This is a genomic window from Nocardia fusca NBRC 14340, from assembly GCF_001618425.1.
Classification (GTDB): Bacteria; Actinomycetota; Actinomycetes; order Mycobacteriales; family Mycobacteriaceae; genus Nocardia; species Nocardia fusca.
Window position 1 is genome coordinate 1 of record NZ_BDCU01000066.1, and the last position, 17,669, is coordinate 17,669.

Here is a 17,669-nt window from a genome sequence, read left to right on the forward strand (position 1 = left end):
GCGACGCCGAAGGCGGCGCCGACAAGCACGGCCCCGACCCCTGCCACCGGAGGCCGGATAGAACAATAGTGCTGTGTGTGCAGCGGAGATGAGCGTTTACGAAGCCATCCGGACCCGCCGGGATGTGCGGGCGGAGTTCACCGGGGAACCCATCGACGACACCACACTGTGGCGGATCCTCGGAGCGGCGCACTGCGCCCCCAGCGTCGGTAATTCGCAGCCCTGGGATTTCGTGATCATCCGTGATCGGGCGACCTTGCGGACGTTCGCTGCCCATGTGGCCGAGCGGCGGCGCGACTTCGCACGTTCGCTGTCTGCCGACCGGGCGCGGACATTCGCGCCCATCAAAATCGAAGGGATCGAGGAGAGCGGCACCGGCATCGTGGTCGTCCACGACGACGCGCGGGGAGGGCCGCAGGTACTGGGCCGGGCGACGGTACCCGAAACCGGTTTGTACTCCACAATCCTCGCGATCCAGAACCTTTGGCTGGCGGCTACCGCCGAGCGGGTGGGGGTGGGATGGGTGTCGTTCTACGACGAGGCCTTCCTCGCCGACCTGATGGATCTGCCCGGGGGTGTCCGGCCGGTCGCCTGGCTCTGTATCGGCCCGGTGGCCGAATTCCAGCAGGTGCCGGACCTGGAACGGTTCGGCTGGCGTGAGCGGCGTCCGCTACACGCCGCGGTCCACGAAGAGCGGTACACCCCCGCGAGCCGGGAACAATGAAGCCGACCGGCCCGTCGTGCGGACCGGTCGGCCGAGCTGTCGGCTAGGCGAGTCTGATCAGGCCGTAGTCGAAGGCATGCCGGCGATAGACCACCGACGGCCGATCTGTTTCCTTGTCCTGGAACAGGAAGAAATCGTGGCCCACCAACTCCATTTGGTAGAGGGCGTCGTCGACCGTCATCGGTATCGCGGAGTGCACCTTGGTGCGCACGATATGCCCGGGCCCCTCGTATTCGGGGTAATCGGCCGCGAAATCGGACCGTTTCCGGCTGTGCGGAGAGTGATCGTGCGGAATTCCGGAGAGGTCGCCGAGCAGCGCGTCATCGGCCAGCTCGGCGGTGGCGTCGTGTACCGAGACCGGAGTCTTCTCGCCGTAGTGGACGCGGCGGCGGTCCTTCGTGCGACGCAGCCGACTCTCGAGTTTGGCGGTCACACCCTCGAATGCGGCGTAGAAACTGTCCGCGCAGGCCTCGGCGCGGACGACCGGTCCCTTGCCGCGCGCGGTGATCTCCACCCGCTGGCAGTTCTTGCGTTGACGACGGTTGCGCTCGTGGAAGAGTTCCACGTCGAAGAGGAAAATCGATGGATCGAAGCGTTCCAGCCGGGACAGCTTCTCCGACACATAGATTCGGAAATGGTCGGGAACCTCGACATTGCGGCCCTTGACGACGATATCCGCCCGGGTGTCCCGCGGTCGGTCGAGCTGGTCGTCCAGCTGCGTCTGGGCTGTGTCCTGAACTGAAGGTCGTGAAGTAGTCGTCACGCGTACCTCCCGGATTCGGCCGCACACTTGTTGTCGCATACGGCGGGATGAAACGGTGCCGGCCATGTCGGATCCAGTCGGCCGGCACATGATGTACGAGGCCCACCTCCAAACTCCCGGATCGGGTGTGTGCACGCGACGCTAGTACGAGGATCGGAGGTTCGCCACTGTTCACGCAAATTTCCCGGATTCAGCCGGCACACGTCACGAATACGCCATCCGGACGTGTCCCTGTGGCAACGAGAGCCCGGGCGCACGCGGATACCGTGGCACCTGTCGTCAATACGTCGTCGACCAGGACGACCTGCGCGTTCACCGCATGCGACGGTAGCGGCACAGCACTCACCCGCCCGCGGAGATTGCGGTCGCGCTCGCGCGCCGACAGACCGGCCGAATCGCGGACTCCCCACCAGACTCGCAGACATGGCAGAACCTGGCAACTGCCCAGCGATCGGGCCGCGATCCGCGCGCATCGCAGGACCGGGTCGCCGCCGCGCCGCCGCGCCGCGGTCCGCCGGCTCGGCGAAGGTACAAGTATCAGGGGCCGGTCCGGGGCCCGCAACTCGGCGAGTCCCGCGGCGAGGGCGAGCCCCAGCGGTCCGGTGAGATCACGACGGTTGCGTTCTTTGACCGCCAGTACGGCCTGCCGCGCCGGGCCGCGGTAGCGGCTCAGCGCCCAGCACGGCACGCCCGGATCGGCTCGGGGATACACGCGGATCGGCGGGCCGCAGACGCTGCGCGCGCACTCGGCGCACCACGGTGTCCCGGGCCGGCGGCAACCGCCGCATTCCGGCGGTACGACCAGATCCAGCAGTGTCCGCATGTGCGCAGTGTGCCGGTGGGCACCGACACGGCGCCGGGATCAGCCGGGCAGCACCGGTACGGCGTCCGCGCCGAGACCGGGGACCTCCCGCCAGTAGGGGTCGCCGCCTTCGGGTGTGCGGGTGAATTCCAGTACCGCGCGGGAATCGGCGACGTACTGGCGTTCGATGGAGGCGGTGACCTGGCGGACTGGCGGAGTGAGGTTGCGTCCGCCCAGCGAGGCCATTCCGGAGCCGTCGATCTTCACCGTCCGTACCGGATCCACATTGCCGGCGGTGGCCAGGATGACGGTATCGTCGCTGAACCAGTCGACCGAGGTCGCGGCGGTACTGAGTTCCATGGCGATCTGCCGCGGTGAGGTGAGCGCGAAGGTACCGTCCGGCCGGCGCAGCACCATGGCGACGTACACCTTGCCGTCGGCGATCAACACCGCGCCGACGCCGTTGCGGGAGATTCGCAGTTCGGTGATCGGCAGTTCGAAGGTCGGCCCGGAATCCGGGGCGAACAGCTGGGCGGTGTCCACCTCCTGGACCGAGACGGTGCCGGTATCGCGGTTGGTGACCGCGCGGATCACCCGATTTCCGTCGATGACCGCCCAGGCCGCGCTGCCGTCGGCGGTCCAGGACGGCCGGGTGATGACCCCGCCCTCCGCGACCGGGAACGCGTTACCCCCGTAGCTGCCCACCATCAGCGTGCGCTGCGGCTGCGGCGGCTGACGGCCCGCGTCGGCGACGGCGGCCACCAGCTTCCCGTCCGGCGACAGACCCACCGACTGCAGGTTCTGCACCTCACCGAAGTAGCCGGGGGCGGGGGCCGGGGCGCGATTGTCCTCGACCTTGACCAGCTTGCCCTCCCGCAGCGCGTGCAGTCCGATCAGGGCGTCCGGCTGCACGGAATCGGCGAGCGGCCCCAGATCGGCGACCGACCAGCCGTTCCCGGCGAACCGCTCGTCCAGCGGCCGGCCGTCGTCGAGCAGCATGTAGGGACCGAGCACATCGGCGCCCGCGAGGGTGAGCACCACTTGGGCCGCGAACAATTCGCGGTCGCGCGGGCTCGGCTCGCCTATCCCGGTGAAGTCGATCCGCACCCCGCCCAGGCCCACACCGACGCCGACCGGATCACCGTTGGCCTTGGTGACGGTCCCGCGCACCGCGACGGGCGGGGCCAGGTAATTGCGTACGACCGGAGCGATATACGGCTGCGGGCCCGCGATCAGCTTGGCCACCAGTTGCTGCGCCAGCTCGTCCGGGCGCCCCGCGACCCAGCGCAGATCCGGCGCCACATGCTGGCCGTCGGCGGTGACGAAATACAGGGCGTGCCGCCGATAGGACTGGGTGAAGGCGCTGTACTCCATCACCACGCCGTCGGGCAGGTCGTCGATCCGCCATTCGCCGTCGACCCGCGTCATCTCGATCTTGTTCTCGATGATCCCGTCCACCGCGTGGTACGACCCGTCCGCGGAGAGCTCGCCGACCTTGCGCGCGCGCAGCACGTAGGTCGCCTCGTTCTCGGTACGCGATTCGCGCAGCGTGTCCGCGCGCTCCACGATCACGGTCGAATCGACATCGTTCCACTGGGTCGACGCGGCGGGGGTCATGTACTGACGGGCGGCGAGATGACCGTCGGCGGGGTCGGCGGTGGCCTGCAGGAAATCGCGGAGCAGCAGATCCGGGTCCCGCCCCTGCGTCGGGGCGGGGGGCCCTTCGGCGGTCGGTTCCTGATTGATCGTGCCGAGCGCCTGGGGTTGCGAGGAGTCGGGCAGATTCGCGCAACCGCCCGTGGCGGCCAGGCCGATCACCGCGGCCGCCACCACCAACTGCCGGAACCACCGCCTGCGTGCGCTCATGACTTCTGGTCTCCGCGGTCGGTGGACACCGGGCCACCGGCCGGGCCGGATGGCTCCGAATGCGCGGCGGCGCCCGGTTCGGCATCCGGATCCTGGGCCGACGGCCCGGAATCCGGACCGGCGTCCGGCGAGCCGGTCGCCGGCGCTTCCGGCGCCGGGGATTCCCGGTCCGCGCTGCCCGTATCCGGCTCGGCGGGTGCCGCGGGCAGGGGCGCCCACGGTTCGGTTTCGGTGACCGGCGGGCCGAGTTCCACCCGTTCGCCGCCGGCCCGCTCGCTCTCGGAGTGCGGCCGCCGCGGCGCCCGGCGCATACCGGGCTCCAGCGGCAGCGGGCTCTTGCCCAGCTTCTGGCCGCGGATCAGCGGCAGGGTGAGCCGGAAACTCGCGCCCACCCCGGGCCGTCCCCACGCCTCGAGTTTGCCGTCGTGCAGGTTGGCGTCCTCGACGCTGATCGACAAGCCGAGCCCGGTCCCACCGGACCGGCGCATCCGCGAAGGATCGGACCGCCAGAACCTGCTGAACACCAGTTTCTCCTCCCCCGGCCGCAGACCGACACCCTGATCCCGCACCACCACGGCGAGTGCGTTGGCTTCGGTGTCGCCGCGCATCCGGATCAGGACGGGTTTGCCCTCACTGTGGTCGATCGCGTTGGCGAGAAGATTGCGCAGCACTCGTTCCACGCGGCGCGGATCGACCTCGGCGACCACCGGCTCCTCGGGGAGATCGATGACCACCTCGATCCCGGCGTCCCGGGCCAGATGCCGCACCGTGGAGATGGCCGCGCGGACGCACATGCGCACATCCAGCGATTCCACCTGGAGCTCGGCGACACCGGCATCGTGCCGCGAGATCTCCAGCAGATCGTTGAGCAGGCCTTCGAACCGGTCCAGTTCGGTGACCAGTAGTTCGGCGCTGCGGGCCAGCGCGGGATCGAGATCGTCGCTGCTGCCGTGGATGAGATCGGCGGCCATCCGCACCGTGGTCAGCGGGGTACGCAGTTCGTGGCTCACATCGGAGGTGAAGCGCCGCTGTAGATTGCCGAATTCCTCCAGCTGGTTGATCTGGTTCGACAGGCTCTCGGCCATTTCGTTGAACGCTTTCGCCAGCCGGGCGATATCGTCGTCGCCGCGCACCAGCATGCGTTCCTTGAGCCGGCCGTCGGCGAACCGGCCGGCGATCCGGGCGGCCGACCGGATCGGCAACACCACCTGCCGGGTCACCAGCGCCGTGATGGCGGCCAACAGGATCAGCAGCACCACCCCGCCGACCAGCATGGTCCCGCGCATCAGCGCCAGACTGCGTTCCTCGTTGCCCAGCGGGAAGATCAGATAGATCTCCAGCGTGGGCACCTCGGCGCTGGGACTGCCGATGATGAGCGCACGACCGTGGTAGCCGTCCGGGTCCGAGACCGTGGCGAACTGGTAGCTGACCTGGTTGCGCTGGACGAACCGGCGCAGTGCGTCGGGCACCTGCTCGATCGACCCGGCGGTGATCACCTGCTGCGGGGTCCCACCGATCATGCTCAGCGCCGAATCGAAACTGCCCGCCGCACCACCGGTCCGGCTCGAATCGCGCCGGTTGGACAGCGAATCACGGGCATCGATCAGCCGCTGTTGCTGGCTGGTGATGTCGTGGACCCCCGCCAGTTGGGTTTCGACCGTGTTGCGGACGCGATCCATCTCCTCGACCCCCGCGTTGATCTTCGCGTCGAGCAGCCGGTCGGTAATCTGGCTGGTCAGCACAACGCCCAGCACCGTGATGACGATGAGGGAAAGGGTCAGGGTCGAGACGATGACGCGCAGTTGCAGCGAGCGTCGCCACAGCAGGCCCAGTGATCTGCCGACATCCTGGAACCATTCGTTAACCGGTTTCAACGCCTCCCGCACGTCGGCAAGACGCCCGTTCTGTCCGACTTTCCGACCGGCGTCCGACCCTACGTGGTCGCGCAAGGTGGTGTCTCCGGACCCGGGAACGCGAGCCGGATCACGGCGGACCGGCCTTGTACCCCACACCGCGGACGGTCAGGACGATCTCGGGGTTCTCCGGATCTTTCTCGACCTTCGCTCGTAGTCGCTGCACGTGGACGTTGACCAGGCGGGTGTCGGCGGCATGCCGGTAACCCCAGACCTGTTCCAGCAGCACCTCACGGGTGAACACTTGACGGGGTTTGCGGGCGAGCGCCACCAGCAGATCGAACTCCAGCGGCGTGAGCGAGATCTGCGCGCCCTCACGGGTGACCTTGTGTGCCGGGACGTCGATCACGATATCGGCGATGTTCAGCAGCTCGGCCGGTTCTTCCTCGGTGCGGCGCAGCCGGGCCCGGACCCGGGCCACCAGTTCCTTCGGTTTGAACGGTTTGACGATGTAGTCGTCGGCTCCGGATTCGAGGCCGAGCACCACATCGACGGTGTCCGTCTTGGCGGTGAGCATCACGATCGGCACACCGGAGTCGGCGCGCAGCACCCGGCACACATCGATGCCGTTCATCCCCGGCAGCATGAGATCGAGCAGCACCAGATCGGGCCGGATCTCACGAACTGCCGACAGGGCCTGGGTGCCGTCGCCGACCACGTGCGGATCGAAACCCTCGCCCCGCAGGACGATGGTGAGCATCTCCGCGAGCGCCATATCGTCGTCGACGACCAGAATCTTCGGCTTCATAGTTACTATGTTGTCATCTCCCGCGCTAGTAACGGGCCACCACGCCACACAGTGGCGCGTTCCCGCCGGATATCCAACACTAATTCGCGACCAATGCGGCGAGCCGCGCGGCCAATGAGTTCATTTCCCCGGCGAGCCGGCCGGAACCGTCTTCTTCGGTGGATCGGAAAACCCACCAGGTTCCGTACCAATCACGCCGAGCGAGATCACGGTACACCTCGGCGGTGCGTTCCTGTAATCCGCCGTCGCGTTCGTAGGCGTCCAGGTCGCGCGCCGCATCGAGTTCACCGCGACGGCGCGCGCGTGCGGCCGCGACCTCGACCGGAACATCGAGCAGCAACTGCACCCGCGGTACCGGCAGTTCGAACCGCCCGAATTCCAATTCCCCCACCCACCGCACGATTTCCCCGTCGGCGGACTGGCCCAGTCGGGCCGCGTTGTAGGCGGCATTGGAGGCCACGTAACGGTCCAGCACGACAATATCGTTGTCGACGAGCAATTTCGCCAGTTCGTCGGCGGCCCCGGCCCGGTCGAGCGCGAACAGGACAGCCATGGCGTTCACCGACGCCGCCAGGTCGCCGTGGGCGCCGCGCAACGCCTCGGCGGCCAGGTCCGCGTGCACCGACCGGCCGTAGCGCGGGAAGGCGAGGGTCGCGACCCGGAGCCCGCGATTGTCGAGCGCGGCCGCCAGCCCGTCGATCAGCGTCCGCTTACCCGCCCCGTCGAGGCCTTCCACCGAGACCAGGACACCCATGCCGTGGGCATAGGGCATGAGCGAGGGCCCGGCGTGGTGACGCTGCGCTATCGCCTCCGGGCCCAACTCACTCATGCCGCACCCCTTGCGTCTGTACGAGACCCACGATCGGTCAACATGCTGATGTGGAGGCCGAAGCGCAGGCGAAGGTATCGCACTACCGCCTCCGGGCCCGACTCGCTCATGCCGAGCAGCCTACTCGGACGTCCGCGCCCGCCTGCCGGGGCAGGCGGGCGCGGACGGGGTTCGCCGATCCGGTGGGATCAGTACCGGTAGTGCTCGGGCTTGAACGGGCCCTCGACATCGACATTGATGTACTCGGCCTGATCCTTGGTGAGCTTGGTCAGGGTGCCACCGAGCGCCTCCACGTGGATCCTGGCGACCTTCTCGTCGAGCACCTTGGGCAGGCGGTAGACCTCGTTGTCGTACTCCTCCGGCTTGGTCCACAGTTCGATCTGGGCGATCACCTGGTTGGAGAAGCTGTTGCTCATCACGAACGAGGGGTGGCCGGTGGCGTTGCCGAGGTTGAGCAGACGCCCCTCCGACAGCACGATGATGGACTTACCGGAATCACCGAACGTCCACAGATCGACCTGCGGTTTGATATTCAACTTCGTCGCGCCGGAACGTTCCAGACCCGCCATATCGATTTCGTTGTCGAAGTGGCCGATATTGCCGAGAATGGCCTGGTCCTTCATCGCCTTCATATGGTCGAGGGTGATGATGTCCTTGTTGCCGGTAGAGGTGATGACGATATCGGCGTCGGCGATGGCCTGCTCCACGGTGACCACGTCGAAGCCGTCCATCAGCGCCTGCAGGGCATTGATGGGGTCGATCTCGGTGACCTGGACACGGGCTCCCTGGCCGGCCAGCGATTCCGCGCAACCCTTGCCCACATCGCCGTAACCGCAGATCAGCACCTTCTTACCGCCGATGAGGACATCGGTGCCGCGGTTGATGCCGTCGATCAGCGAATGCCGGGTGCCGTACTTGTTGTCGAACTTCGACTTGGTGACCGAATCGTTGACGTTGATCGCGGGGAAGGTCAGCTCGCCGGCGGCGGCGAACTGGTAGAGCCGCAGGACGCCGGTGGTGGTCTCCTCGGTGACGCCCTTGACACTCTCGGCGATCGCGCTCCACTTGCCCTTGTCGCTTTCGAAGCGCTCACGCAGCAGGTTCAGGAAAACGGTGTACTCGGCGGAATGCTCCTCGTCGGCCGGCGGAACCACCCCCGCCTTCTCGAACTGGGCCCCGCGCAGGACGAGCATGGTGGCGTCGCCGCCGTCGTCGAGGATCATATTGGCCGGCTCACCGGGCCAGGTGAGCATCTGCTCGGCCGCCCACCAGTACTCCTCCAGCGTTTCGCCCTTCCAGGCGAAAACGGGAGTGCCCTGCGGCGCGTCGACCGTGCCGTGCGGGCCCACCACCACGGCCGCGGCCGCGTGGTCCTGGGTGGAGAAGATATTGCAGGAGGCCCACCGCACCTGCGCGCCCAGCGCGGTGAGGGTTTCGATCAGCACAGCCGTCTGCACCGTCATATGCAGCGAACCGGAGATCCGGGCGCCCTTCAACGGGGCGACATCGGCGTACTCGCGGCGCAGGGCCATCAATCCGGGCATCTCGTGCTCGGCCAGCCGGATCTCCTTGCGGCCGAAATCGGCCAGCGCCAGATCCGCGACCTTGTATTCGACACCGTTGCGGGTGTCGGTGCTCAGCGAGGTTCGAGGCAGTTCGGAGGTCGTCATCAGCGTGGATCAGCCTTCTCTCGGTATCGGTCTCGACCGCAAGGCTAGCCGGTTGGCCCGCACTGTGGCGCGGGTGTGCCGGTCGGCGCGATAGCCGATCGGTAACGCTCCCGGCGGGTCCGGTGATCAGGCCACGACAGGCCCCTGGGCCACCGCCGGCAGCCGGCGCCGCTTACCGGGAGACAGATTGGCGCGGGTGATATCGCCGTCGTAGTGGGCGAGCACCCGTTTGTCCATCACCCGCCGCCACAGCGGCGGAACAACGGCCAGCACCACCATCGCCGCGTAGCCGGCGGGCAGTTGCGGGGCCTCGTCCGAACTGCGCAGGGTCTGGTACCGGCGCCCCGGGTTGGCGTGATGGTCGCTGTGCCGCTGGAGGTGGAAAAGGAAGATATTGGTGACCAACCGGTCGCTGTTCCAGCTGTCGCGCGGGGTGCACCGGCGGTACCGGCCGCCCGGCCGGCGTTCCCGGAGCAGCCCGTAGTGCTCGATGTAGTTCACCGTTTCCAGCAGTCCGGCGCCGAGCACCGCCTGCAACAGCAGGTACGGCAGGATTTCCCAGCCGAAGACAAGCATCAGGACGCCGAAGAGCGCCACGGTCATCGACCAGGCCTGCAGGATGTGGTTGCGGGGGCTCCACCAGCCGCGACCGGTGCGCTGCAACCGTTCCCGCTCGAGGACGATCGCGGAGCGGAATCCCCCGACCACACTGCGCGGGAGGAAGGTCCACAGGCTTTCGCCGAGCCGGGCACTGGCCGGATCCTCGGGGGTCGCGACCCGGGCATGGTGGCCACGGTTGTGTTCGACGAAGAAATGCCCGTACCCGGATTGCGCCAGGGCGACCTTGGCCAGCCAGCGTTCCAGGTGTTCCACCCGGTGCCCGAGTTCGTGTGCGGCGTTGATTCCGATCCCCGAGACCAGTCCCAGGGTGGTGGCGAGACCGACCTTGTCGAGGACGCTCAGCTCGGAACCGGCCCACAGATAGCCGGCCAGGGTGAGGCCGATCAACTGGAAAGGCAGGAAGAGATAGGTGCACCACCGGTAGAAGCGATCGTTGGACAGAGTTTCGTAATCCTCGTCGCGCGGGTTGGTGCCGTCGTCGCCGACAAGCACATCGAGCAGCGGAATGATCACCAGCACCACGATCGGCCCGAGCCACCAGAACACTTCGAGACCGGTGTGCAGCACCAGCTGTGACGGCAGCAGCGCACAGGCCGGCGCGATCAGTCCCAGAATCCACAGATGGCGTTTGGGATCGGCCGATCCAGCCGACTTACCAACCAATTGCACTTTTGCCCCGCTATTGAGAACCCGTACCGACAGCGGCCTACATATTGACAGAACCCGCGCCACTGATGCGTCCTTGTTCGCTTCGAACGTGGGCGCTGTTACAAGCGGGTACCGTACCGGCGCCCGGCCGTCCCCGCATGCGGCGGGGTCAGCGCACTCTCCGCTACCGGGATAGTGGCCGACAGTGTATGCAAAAGTGCCATATCAGCGCATACAGCGAATTCACCGCAATCAACGTTCGGCCAGCACGGTGGCGACGTAGGGGCTGAAAACTCGCCCGAGCTCGGCCGGCGCATCGTGACCGGGCGGTGGTGGAGTGGGGATGTAACTGATCGCCAGCCGCACCAGCGCGTGCGCGAAGGTGCGGGCCTCGGCCTGCGTCAGCGCGATCCAGCTGCGCTGCATCACCGTCGACAGCCGCTCGGTGGCATGGGCGATCAGCGTCCCGGCGTCGAGGGTGATGAGCCGGAGCAGATCGAGTTTCACCTCACCGAGCAGCAGCGACCGCGCGAGCGGGTCCTGTGCCGAATCGTGGAAGTAACTCGCCAGACCGTCCCGGATGGACGCCTGGGCGTCTCCCACATTGGCGGCCAGCGCCGCCTCCACATGGTCCACGAGCTGGTCGGCGAGCCGGAAGGCGTAGGCCTCCGCGAGCCCACCGCGCGAGCCGAATTCGTTGTAGAGGGTTTGCCGGCTCACCCCGGCGCCGGTCGCCACATCGGTGAGCGTGATCTTGGACCAGTCACGCTGCACCAGCAGGTCTCGCATCGCGTCGAGGACGGTGGTGCGCAGCAGCTCACGCGCAGACCCCTGGCCGACATTCCGGGCTCCGGTGCTCGGCATATCAGCGACACTGGCACGAACCCACCGCGTGAGTCAAAGTTTCAAGTTCGCTCGATTTCGATCATGAAGAAATCCGACTTGGCCGCGCCGCAGTCCGGGCACGTCCAATCCTCGGGGATATCGTCCCAGCGGGTACCGGCCGCGATCCCGTCCTCCGGCCACCCGAGAGCCTCGTCGTATTCGAAGCCGCACTGGGCGCACTGATACAGCCTGTAATCGGTCACGGAGCACACCGGCCTTTCGGTCGATCGGGCTACCACCGGCCGCGGGGCCGGGCGGGCAACGGCTCGAAATCGATCTTCTCCCGGACCGCGCAGTCCGGGCAGCACCAGTCGTCGGGCACCTCCGACCAGGGCGTACCCGGCGGGAAACCCTCACGCGGGGCGCCCGCGCGCTCATCGTAGACGTACTCGCACACCGGGCAGCGATATTCGCTCATTCCGGCGCCTCCATCGCGGTCGCCCCGTACCGCGCGAGTACCCGGTCCCGTACCGGAGGATGGATATTCGCGCGGGTGATATCGCCGCCATAGTGCGCGAGCACCCGTTTGTCCATCACGCGCCGCCACAGCGGTGGCACGTAGGCGAGCGTGATCATTCCCGCGTATCCGGCGGGTAGTGCCGGGGCCTGCTCCCAGGTGCGCAGCGCCTGGTATCGCCGGGTCGGGAACGCATGGTGATCGCTGTGCCGCTGCAGGTGGTACAGGAAGATATTGGTGACCAGATAGTCGCTGTTCCAGCTGTGTGCGGGGGTGGGGCGCTCGTAACGCCCGGAAGAAGTACGCCGCCGCGCCAGACCGTAGTGCTCCGTGTAGTTCACCGCCTCCAGCAAGCCGAAACCCACCACCGCCTGCAGGAGCAGATACGGCAGCAGTTCGAGTCCGAACACGAGAACGAGCGCGGTGAACAGCACCACGGTCAGCAGCCAGGCGGTCAACACGTCGTTGCGCAGGTTCCACGGCCCGAACCCGAGCCGCTGCAACCGGGTGCGTTCGAGCGACCACGCCGAACGCAGGCCGCCCCGGACCGACCGGGGGAGGAACGCCCAGAAACTCTCGCCGAACCGGGCACTGGCCGGGTCCTCGGGGGTCGCCACCCGCACATGATGTCCGCGATTGTGTTCGATGTAGAAATGGCCGTACGCGCTCTGCGCGAGCGCGATCCTGGACAGCCGCCGCTCCAGACCCACTTTCTTGTGCCCGAGTTCGTGCGCGGTATTGATGCCGATGCCGCCGATCACCCCCATCGTGACGGCCAGGCCGATCTTGTCGATCAGGTGCAGTCCGCCCTCGACCGGCAGGTGCGCACCGTCGGCGGTGATCAGATAGGCGCCCGCGAGCAGGGTCGCGTACTGGCACGGCAGATACAGATAGGTGAGATAGCGGTAGTACTTGTCCTGCTCCAGCGCGGCCACGATCGCATCGGGTGGGTTGGATCCGTCCGTCCCGACCATTCGATCGGCTATCGGGATGACCAGATAGAGCAGGATGGGCCCGAGCCAGAACACGATATGGATCAGACCGGGACGGCCCAGGGCGGCCAGGGCCCAGACCGCCGGGATTCCGATGACGAACAGCCCGGTGGGCGCCAGCAGACCCCACAGCCACAGATAGCGCTTGGGGTCGCGCCAGGATTCGGGTGGAGTGCATTCGTAGGGCTCGGCAGACATCTCCGTCTCACTTCTGAGTAGGGGCATGGGCAAGCTCGGCCTGCTGTCTGACTTCCTCACGGGGGGCGCACTGGGCGCACCACACTCACTCCTGACACGGTAAGCGCGAAGAAGGCCCGAGACGGAAACGTTTATGAGTTCGGTAAAGAACCGGATCCGGGTGCACACATACGTTATGTCGCGGCCCCGTTCCGGCGGTCGTCGGCGAGCGAAACCGCTACCCGGCCGTTACCGGCCGAGCAGCGGTGACCTCAGCGGATCAGCACATCGGCATCCGCGGGCAGCCCGTCGACGGGCCACCACCGCAGGTCGACGGACTCCGCGCTGCGCACCGGGACAGCTCCCGGGGGTGCGGTGATCCGGAACAGCAGATCCAGATGCCGGGTCGGGGCACCGAGCGAACACGTGATCGGATGGGCCTGGACGCCGTAGAGTTCGGGCTCCGGCCGGAGCCCGGGAATCCCCGATTCCTCGGTGGCCTCGCGCAGCGCGGCGGCGGCGACGGTGTCGTCACCGGGCTCGCAGTGCCCGCCGAGCTGGATCCAGCGCCCGACTCGCGGGTGCAGGGTCAGCAGTACCTCGCGGCCGTCCGCGGAGAACACCACGGCCGAGGCGGTGATATGCCCGGGTGCGTGCTCACGCAGGCAACCGCGCGGCGCCGAGCCGAGGAAGGCCAGTATCGCCTCCCGCAGGGAGGCGTCGGCACCCGAATCCGGCCGCCACGCGGTCAGCAGTTCGGTGGCCGACGCGTGCAGCGATTCGGCGGTCACAGTTCCACCAGACCAGCGGCCGGGTCGCGCGGTGGACGCGGCAGGAGTTCCTCGGTGGGATGCCCGATCGCGATGGCGCCCAATGGCATCCATTCGTCGTCCAGGTCGAGCAGTTCCCGGGTCGTCTCCGGGGCGAAGATGGTCGACCCGATCCAGCAGCTGCCCAGCCCCTCGGTCGCCAGCGCGACCAGCAGTCCCTGGACGGCGGCCCCGACCGCGACGGTGAACATGGTCCGTTCGGCGTCGCGACGGCGGTCGTCCGGATAGTCGTGGGCGCCGTCGGGAACGCAGAACGGGATGATCACCTCCGGGGCGTCGAACAGGATGCGGCCGCGGTTCACCCGCCGTTCGACCCGCTCGGGATCCAGACCGTCCGCCGTGAGATCGGCCCGCCACTTGCCGGCCATCGCCTCGAGCAACTGCTGCCGCCGGTCCCGGTCGCGCAACCAGACGAAACGCACCGGGCGGGTGTGGTGCGGAGCCGGCGCGGTGAGCGCCACCGCGACCGCGGCGCGGATCTGTTCGGGGTCGACGGGGCCGGGCGCGAAACTGCGGACCGAGCGGCGCATCAGCATCGCCTCCCCGCGTCCGCGCGCGATCGCCTCGGCGGTGCCGAGCCAGAACAGGTCGTCGGTGCCCGAGCGCACCAGATCGGCTGCGCTGGAACCGTTGTCGGCCACGGGCAGGCCACGCACCACCGCGATCGGGACCCCGCCCAGTTTGCCCTTCACCAGGTCCGCGGCGGCGGCCAGTTCGTCCGCGATCGCCACCTGGGTGACCTGTAGTTCGTTGCCCTGCCCGTCGACGGCCCCCGCGTAGTCGTGCAGTACCGGCAGTCCCGCCGAACCGATCGCGACATCGGTCTGCCCATTGCGCCAGGCGCGGCCCATGGTGTCGGTGACAACCACCGCGATATCCACGCCGAGCCGGGCGCCCAGCGCCGAACGCAATCCTTTCGCGCTACCGTCGGGATCGGCGGGCAGCAGCACCAATTCACCGTGTTCCACATTGGATCCGTCCACGCCGGACGCGGCCTGCACGATGCCGAGACGGTTCTCGGTGATCAGGGTCCGGCCGCGGCGCGCCACCACCCGCACCGCCTCCTGTTCGACCAGCCGCCGCCGCGCGGCGTCGCGCTCCTCCGGATCGGTCGGGGCCGGCACGATCCGGCCCTCGGCCTTGGCGACGATCTTGCTGGTGACCACGAGAACATCACCGTCGGTCAGCCACGGCGCTCGGGCGGCGATATGTTCTCCGAGATCGTCGCCGGGCCGGAATTCCGGTAGTCCGGTGATCGGCAGAATCTGTAATTGCGCGGCGGCGTGGTCCGCGGCCACTGTCTCGGCCAACGGGTTTGCGCTGGTCACGGCTTCACTCCTGCCAAATCGAGGGCCTCACGCACCATTTCGGCGGTGGTGGGCGGGTCGGTCATCAAAAGGGGAACGCTGCGCACCTGCACATCCGGGACCTCGGCGGTATCGGTCGTATGGATCAGCCAGCCGTCGAGAATGCCGGTGGCCGAACGGGATCCGTAGTGGCGGCCGACCGCCTCGGCGGTCGTCTCCACACCGATCACCGACAGGCACTCGTCGGCCATCCCGCGCAACGGTTTGCCGTCGATCACCGGCGATACCCCGATCACCGGGGCCTTCGTGGTGCGCAGCGCGCCCCGTATTCCGGGCACCGCGAGGATCGATCCGACGCTCACAACCGGGTTCGAGGGAGCGAGTAATACCACATCGGCATCAGCTATGAGTTCGGTCACATTTGGTGCCGGTTTGGCGTCATCCGCCCCGATTGTGGCGAATCCGTGGGTTTCGACGGCGGCGCGGTGGCGAACCCACCACTCTTGGAAATGGATCGCGCGGCGTTCGCCAGGGCTCTCCGGGTCGCTGATAACAACATGCGTTTCACAGCGATCGTCGGTTGCCGGGAGGAGTTTCACACCCGGTTGCCATCGATTGCAGAGGGCTTCGGTAACCGCCGAGAGCGGATACCCGGCGCGCAGCATTTCGGTCCGAACCAGGTGCGTCGCGATATCCCGGTCCCCCAGTCCGAACCAGTCGGGCCGGGCATGATATTTCGCGAGCTCCTCCTTGGCGTGCCATGTTTCCCCCAGCCGGCCCCAGCCGCGCTCCGGGTCGATTCCGCCACCGAGCGTATACATGCAGGTATCGAGGTCGGGACAGATTCTCAGCCCGTGCATCCAGACATCGTCGCCCACATTGACGATGGCGGAAACCTCCGCCTGGGGCAGTAGCTCCCGGACACCCAGCAGGAACCGCGCGCCACCGACTCCGCCGACCAGGACGACGATACGGGGACCATTGGCGGGTGCGCTGTCCGCTTGTTGTGAAGTCACATCTGTACACACTATGCCGCGCGGAAAATGGTGCACCTTCGGCTATATTTGCCGCTCATTTGCTATTCGGGTCACAAGATCGACTCGGAATGCCGCGCGGGATAGTAACGGAATAGTGACGGTGGCTTGACCATCACTACAGGCGGCGTGTCTAATCACAGACATGTCATTCCGGGTCGCGCGGGAAGTGCAAGGCGCGTACGGAAACTCGAACGGATGTTCGAATTGGAATGGCAGGCTCGGGGAAGTCCGCGAGACAACGTCGCGGAGTGTGGCCGTCGGTATGCGCGTTGATCGACGGAAATGAATTCTTTCTGCGCTAACACACAGTGAGGAGGCGGAGCGATGGCCGATGATCTGGCCCCGGCCGGCATTCCGGTGGGTGTATCGCGAACCGATTCCACAGCAGGCGCAGCACGAGGCGTCGCTGTTGACAACGGCTGGTCCGGACCTGATCGGAGTGAGCGTGAATCGACACCCCGGCTCAGCCTGATCGTGACCGGTTTCGACGAGATGTTCGGCTCCATCGAAGAACAGTGGCAAGAACGCGCACTCTGCGCGGAGACAGACCCGGAGGCCTTCTTCCCGGAGAAGGGTGGCTCCACCCGCGAGGCCAAACGCATCTGCTTGGGATGCGAGGTCCGTGATGAATGCCTGGAATACGCGCTCGCGCACGATGAGCGCTTCGGAATCTGGGGCGGCCTGTCGGAGCGGGAGCGCCGGCGCCTCAAGCGCGGTATCGGCTGACGACACCGCTCGCGTCGGTGCGCCCCGGAGCATGTGGCCGGGGCGGGCCGTCGCGATCGGCGATCACTGACTAACGTTGACGGTCATGGCACGATCCCGCAACCGCAGACCCCCGACCGCCCGGTCGGTCAGCCGTCGCGGCCGCGGTGTCCGCGGACCGATGCTGCCGCCGACCGTCCCGGCCTGGCGCACCCGGGGCCAGAAATTCGACCGGCTGGTGTTGGAAGCCTTCGCACCCTTGGACACCCGCTGGCACGATCGGCTCACCAAACTCGATATCGCCGTCGACGATGTGCCCAAAATCCGCCCGCTGCACCCGGATTCGGTGACCTGGCCGGACGAGGTCGTCGCCGACGGCCCGGTCCCGCTGTCGCGGCTCATCCCCGCCGGCGTGGACCGGCACGGCACTCCGATCCGCGCCCGGGTGGTGCTGTTCCGCAAACCTCTCGAACTCCGCGCCGGCGACCCGGACGACCTGGTGGAATTGCTGCGCGAAGTGCTGGTCCAGCAGATCGCGACCTACCTCGGTGTCGACCCGGACGTGATCGATCCGGAACCGGAATAGGCCCGTCGACGGCGCACCACCTTCCGTGCCGGTGGGTCGGTCGACCGAACGAGCCGCATCGGCGCGAGCCACGAAGGTGAGGGGTGGACTCGCTCGCGAAGGTGCTGTG

At 67.4% G+C, this 17,669-nt stretch carries 18 protein-coding genes; 3 read left to right on the forward strand and 15 right to left on the reverse strand.

Annotation, left to right across the window (positions count from 1 at the left end; all coding sequences use genetic code 11):
* The first annotated feature begins 88 nt into the window (after positions 1-88).
* Positions 89-724, forward strand: a complete 636-nt coding sequence (gene bluB, locus NF4_RS34185) for a 5,6-dimethylbenzimidazole synthase (RefSeq protein WP_063131545.1) — start codon at positions 89-91, stop codon at positions 722-724.
* A 43-nt stretch (positions 725-767) separates the two neighbouring features.
* Here the strand turns inward: bluB and hpf are convergent, their stop codons facing one another.
* From hpf to cofD, 15 genes are all read right to left on the reverse strand, one after another.
* Positions 768-1,487: a ribosome hibernation-promoting factor, HPF/YfiA family gene (hpf, locus tag NF4_RS34190; RefSeq protein WP_063131546.1), complete on the reverse strand. Its 720-nt coding sequence runs from the start codon at positions 1,485-1,487 to the stop codon at positions 768-770.
* Between the two features lie 190 nt (positions 1,488-1,677).
* Complete coding sequence (locus NF4_RS34195; RefSeq protein ID WP_063131547.1) at positions 1,678-2,310, reverse strand: ComF family protein; 633 nt, start codon at positions 2,308-2,310, stop codon at positions 1,678-1,680.
* Positions 2,311-2,349: 39 nt separating this feature from the next.
* Positions 2,350-4,155, reverse strand: coding sequence for an MtrAB system accessory lipoprotein LpqB (gene lpqB / locus NF4_RS34200; protein ID WP_063131548.1), 1,806 nt, complete (start codon positions 4,153-4,155; stop codon positions 2,350-2,352).
* Positions 4,152-6,029 carry an MtrAB system histidine kinase MtrB gene (gene mtrB, locus NF4_RS34205; RefSeq protein ID WP_232330779.1) on the reverse strand — a complete coding sequence of 626 codons (1,878 nt, stop codon included), beginning with the start codon at positions 6,027-6,029 and terminating at the stop codon, positions 4,152-4,154. The genes lpqB and mtrB overlap by 4 nt, the downstream gene beginning before the upstream one ends.
* Before the next feature lie 109 nt (positions 6,030-6,138).
* The gene (gene mtrA / locus NF4_RS34210) at positions 6,139-6,816 is read right to left on the reverse strand and encodes an MtrAB system response regulator MtrA (RefSeq protein ID WP_033243239.1); all 678 of its coding nucleotides are present in this window, start codon (positions 6,814-6,816) and stop codon (positions 6,139-6,141) included.
* A gap of 79 nt (positions 6,817-6,895) precedes the next feature.
* Positions 6,896-7,570, reverse strand: coding sequence for a dTMP kinase (locus NF4_RS34215; protein WP_063131557.1), 675 nt, complete (start codon positions 7,568-7,570; stop codon positions 6,896-6,898).
* A gap of 263 nt (positions 7,571-7,833) precedes the next feature.
* Positions 7,834-9,315: an adenosylhomocysteinase gene (ahcY, locus tag NF4_RS34220; protein ID WP_063131549.1), complete on the reverse strand. Its 1,482-nt coding sequence runs from the start codon at positions 9,313-9,315 to the stop codon at positions 7,834-7,836.
* A 126-nt stretch (positions 9,316-9,441) separates the two neighbouring features.
* Entirely contained in the window at positions 9,442-10,605 is a 1,164-nt protein-coding gene (locus tag NF4_RS34225) for an alkane 1-monooxygenase (protein WP_063131550.1), read from the reverse strand.
* A gap of 231 nt (positions 10,606-10,836) precedes the next feature.
* Positions 10,837-11,448, reverse strand: a complete 612-nt coding sequence (locus NF4_RS34230; RefSeq protein ID WP_063131551.1) for a TetR/AcrR family transcriptional regulator — start codon at positions 11,446-11,448, stop codon at positions 10,837-10,839.
* A 41-nt stretch (positions 11,449-11,489) separates the two neighbouring features.
* On the reverse strand, positions 11,490-11,672 hold the full coding sequence (locus NF4_RS34235) for a rubredoxin (protein ID WP_063131552.1): 183 nt from the start codon (positions 11,670-11,672) through the stop codon (positions 11,490-11,492).
* Between the two features lie 29 nt (positions 11,673-11,701).
* Complete coding sequence (locus NF4_RS34240; RefSeq protein ID WP_063131553.1) at positions 11,702-11,887, reverse strand: rubredoxin; 186 nt, start codon at positions 11,885-11,887, stop codon at positions 11,702-11,704.
* Positions 11,884-13,116: an alkane 1-monooxygenase gene (locus tag NF4_RS34245; protein ID WP_063131554.1), complete on the reverse strand. Its 1,233-nt coding sequence runs from the start codon at positions 13,114-13,116 to the stop codon at positions 11,884-11,886. The genes NF4_RS34240 and NF4_RS34245 overlap by 4 nt, the downstream gene beginning before the upstream one ends.
* Positions 13,117-13,367: 251 nt before the next feature.
* Positions 13,368-13,886: an NUDIX hydrolase gene (locus NF4_RS34250; protein ID WP_063131555.1), complete on the reverse strand. Its 519-nt coding sequence runs from the start codon at positions 13,884-13,886 to the stop codon at positions 13,368-13,370.
* Positions 13,883-15,253: a coenzyme F420-0:L-glutamate ligase gene (locus NF4_RS34255; RefSeq protein ID WP_063131556.1), complete on the reverse strand. Its 1,371-nt coding sequence runs from the start codon at positions 15,251-15,253 to the stop codon at positions 13,883-13,885. The genes NF4_RS34250 and NF4_RS34255 overlap by 4 nt, the downstream gene beginning before the upstream one ends.
* Entirely contained in the window at positions 15,250-16,248 is a 999-nt protein-coding gene (cofD, locus tag NF4_RS34260; RefSeq protein WP_063131558.1) for a 2-phospho-L-lactate transferase, read from the reverse strand. The genes NF4_RS34255 and cofD overlap by 4 nt, the downstream gene beginning before the upstream one ends.
* A 513-nt stretch (positions 16,249-16,761) precedes the next feature.
* Between cofD and NF4_RS38325 the strand changes: the two genes are divergently transcribed.
* Positions 16,762-16,995, forward strand: a complete 234-nt coding sequence (locus tag NF4_RS38325) for a WhiB family transcriptional regulator (RefSeq protein ID WP_030523343.1) — start codon at positions 16,762-16,764, stop codon at positions 16,993-16,995.
* A gap of 85 nt (positions 16,996-17,080) precedes the next feature.
* A complete protein-coding gene (locus NF4_RS34270) occupies positions 17,081-17,560 on the forward strand; it encodes a metallopeptidase family protein (protein ID WP_168165638.1) in 480 nt (159 codons plus the stop codon).
* The last annotated feature ends 109 nt before the right edge of the window (positions 17,561-17,669 follow it).

Bases quoted from the DNA above. Each gene is read 5' to 3' on its own strand.
- bluB (WP_063131545.1), top strand. From the start codon at position 89: ATGAGCGTTTACGAAGCCATCCGGACCCGCCGGGATGTGCGGGCGGAG.
- NF4_RS34195 (WP_063131547.1), bottom strand. From the start codon at position 2,310: ATGCGGACACTGCTGGATCTGGTCGTACCGCCGGAATGCGGCGGTTGC.
- lpqB (WP_063131548.1), bottom strand. From the start codon at position 4,155: ATGAGCGCACGCAGGCGGTGGTTCCGGCAGTTGGTGGTGGCGGCCGCG.
- mtrA (WP_033243239.1), bottom strand. From the start codon at position 6,816: ATGAAGCCGAAGATTCTGGTCGTCGACGACGATATGGCGCTCGCGGAG.
- NF4_RS34215 (WP_063131557.1), bottom strand. From the start codon at position 7,570: ATGGGTGTCCTGGTCTCGGTGGAAGGCCTCGACGGGGCGGGTAAGCGG.
- ahcY (WP_063131549.1), bottom strand. From the start codon at position 9,315: ATGACGACCTCCGAACTGCCTCGAACCTCGCTGAGCACCGACACCCGC.
- NF4_RS34230 (WP_063131551.1), bottom strand. From the start codon at position 11,448: ATGCCGAGCACCGGAGCCCGGAATGTCGGCCAGGGGTCTGCGCGTGAG.
- NF4_RS34240 (WP_063131553.1), bottom strand. From the start codon at position 11,887: ATGAGCGAATATCGCTGCCCGGTGTGCGAGTACGTCTACGATGAGCGC.
- NF4_RS34245 (WP_063131554.1), bottom strand. From the start codon at position 13,116: ATGTCTGCCGAGCCCTACGAATGCACTCCACCCGAATCCTGGCGCGAC.
- NF4_RS38325 (WP_030523343.1), top strand. From the start codon at position 16,762: ATGTTCGGCTCCATCGAAGAACAGTGGCAAGAACGCGCACTCTGCGCG.
- NF4_RS34270 (WP_168165638.1), top strand. From the start codon at position 17,081: ATGGCACGATCCCGCAACCGCAGACCCCCGACCGCCCGGTCGGTCAGC.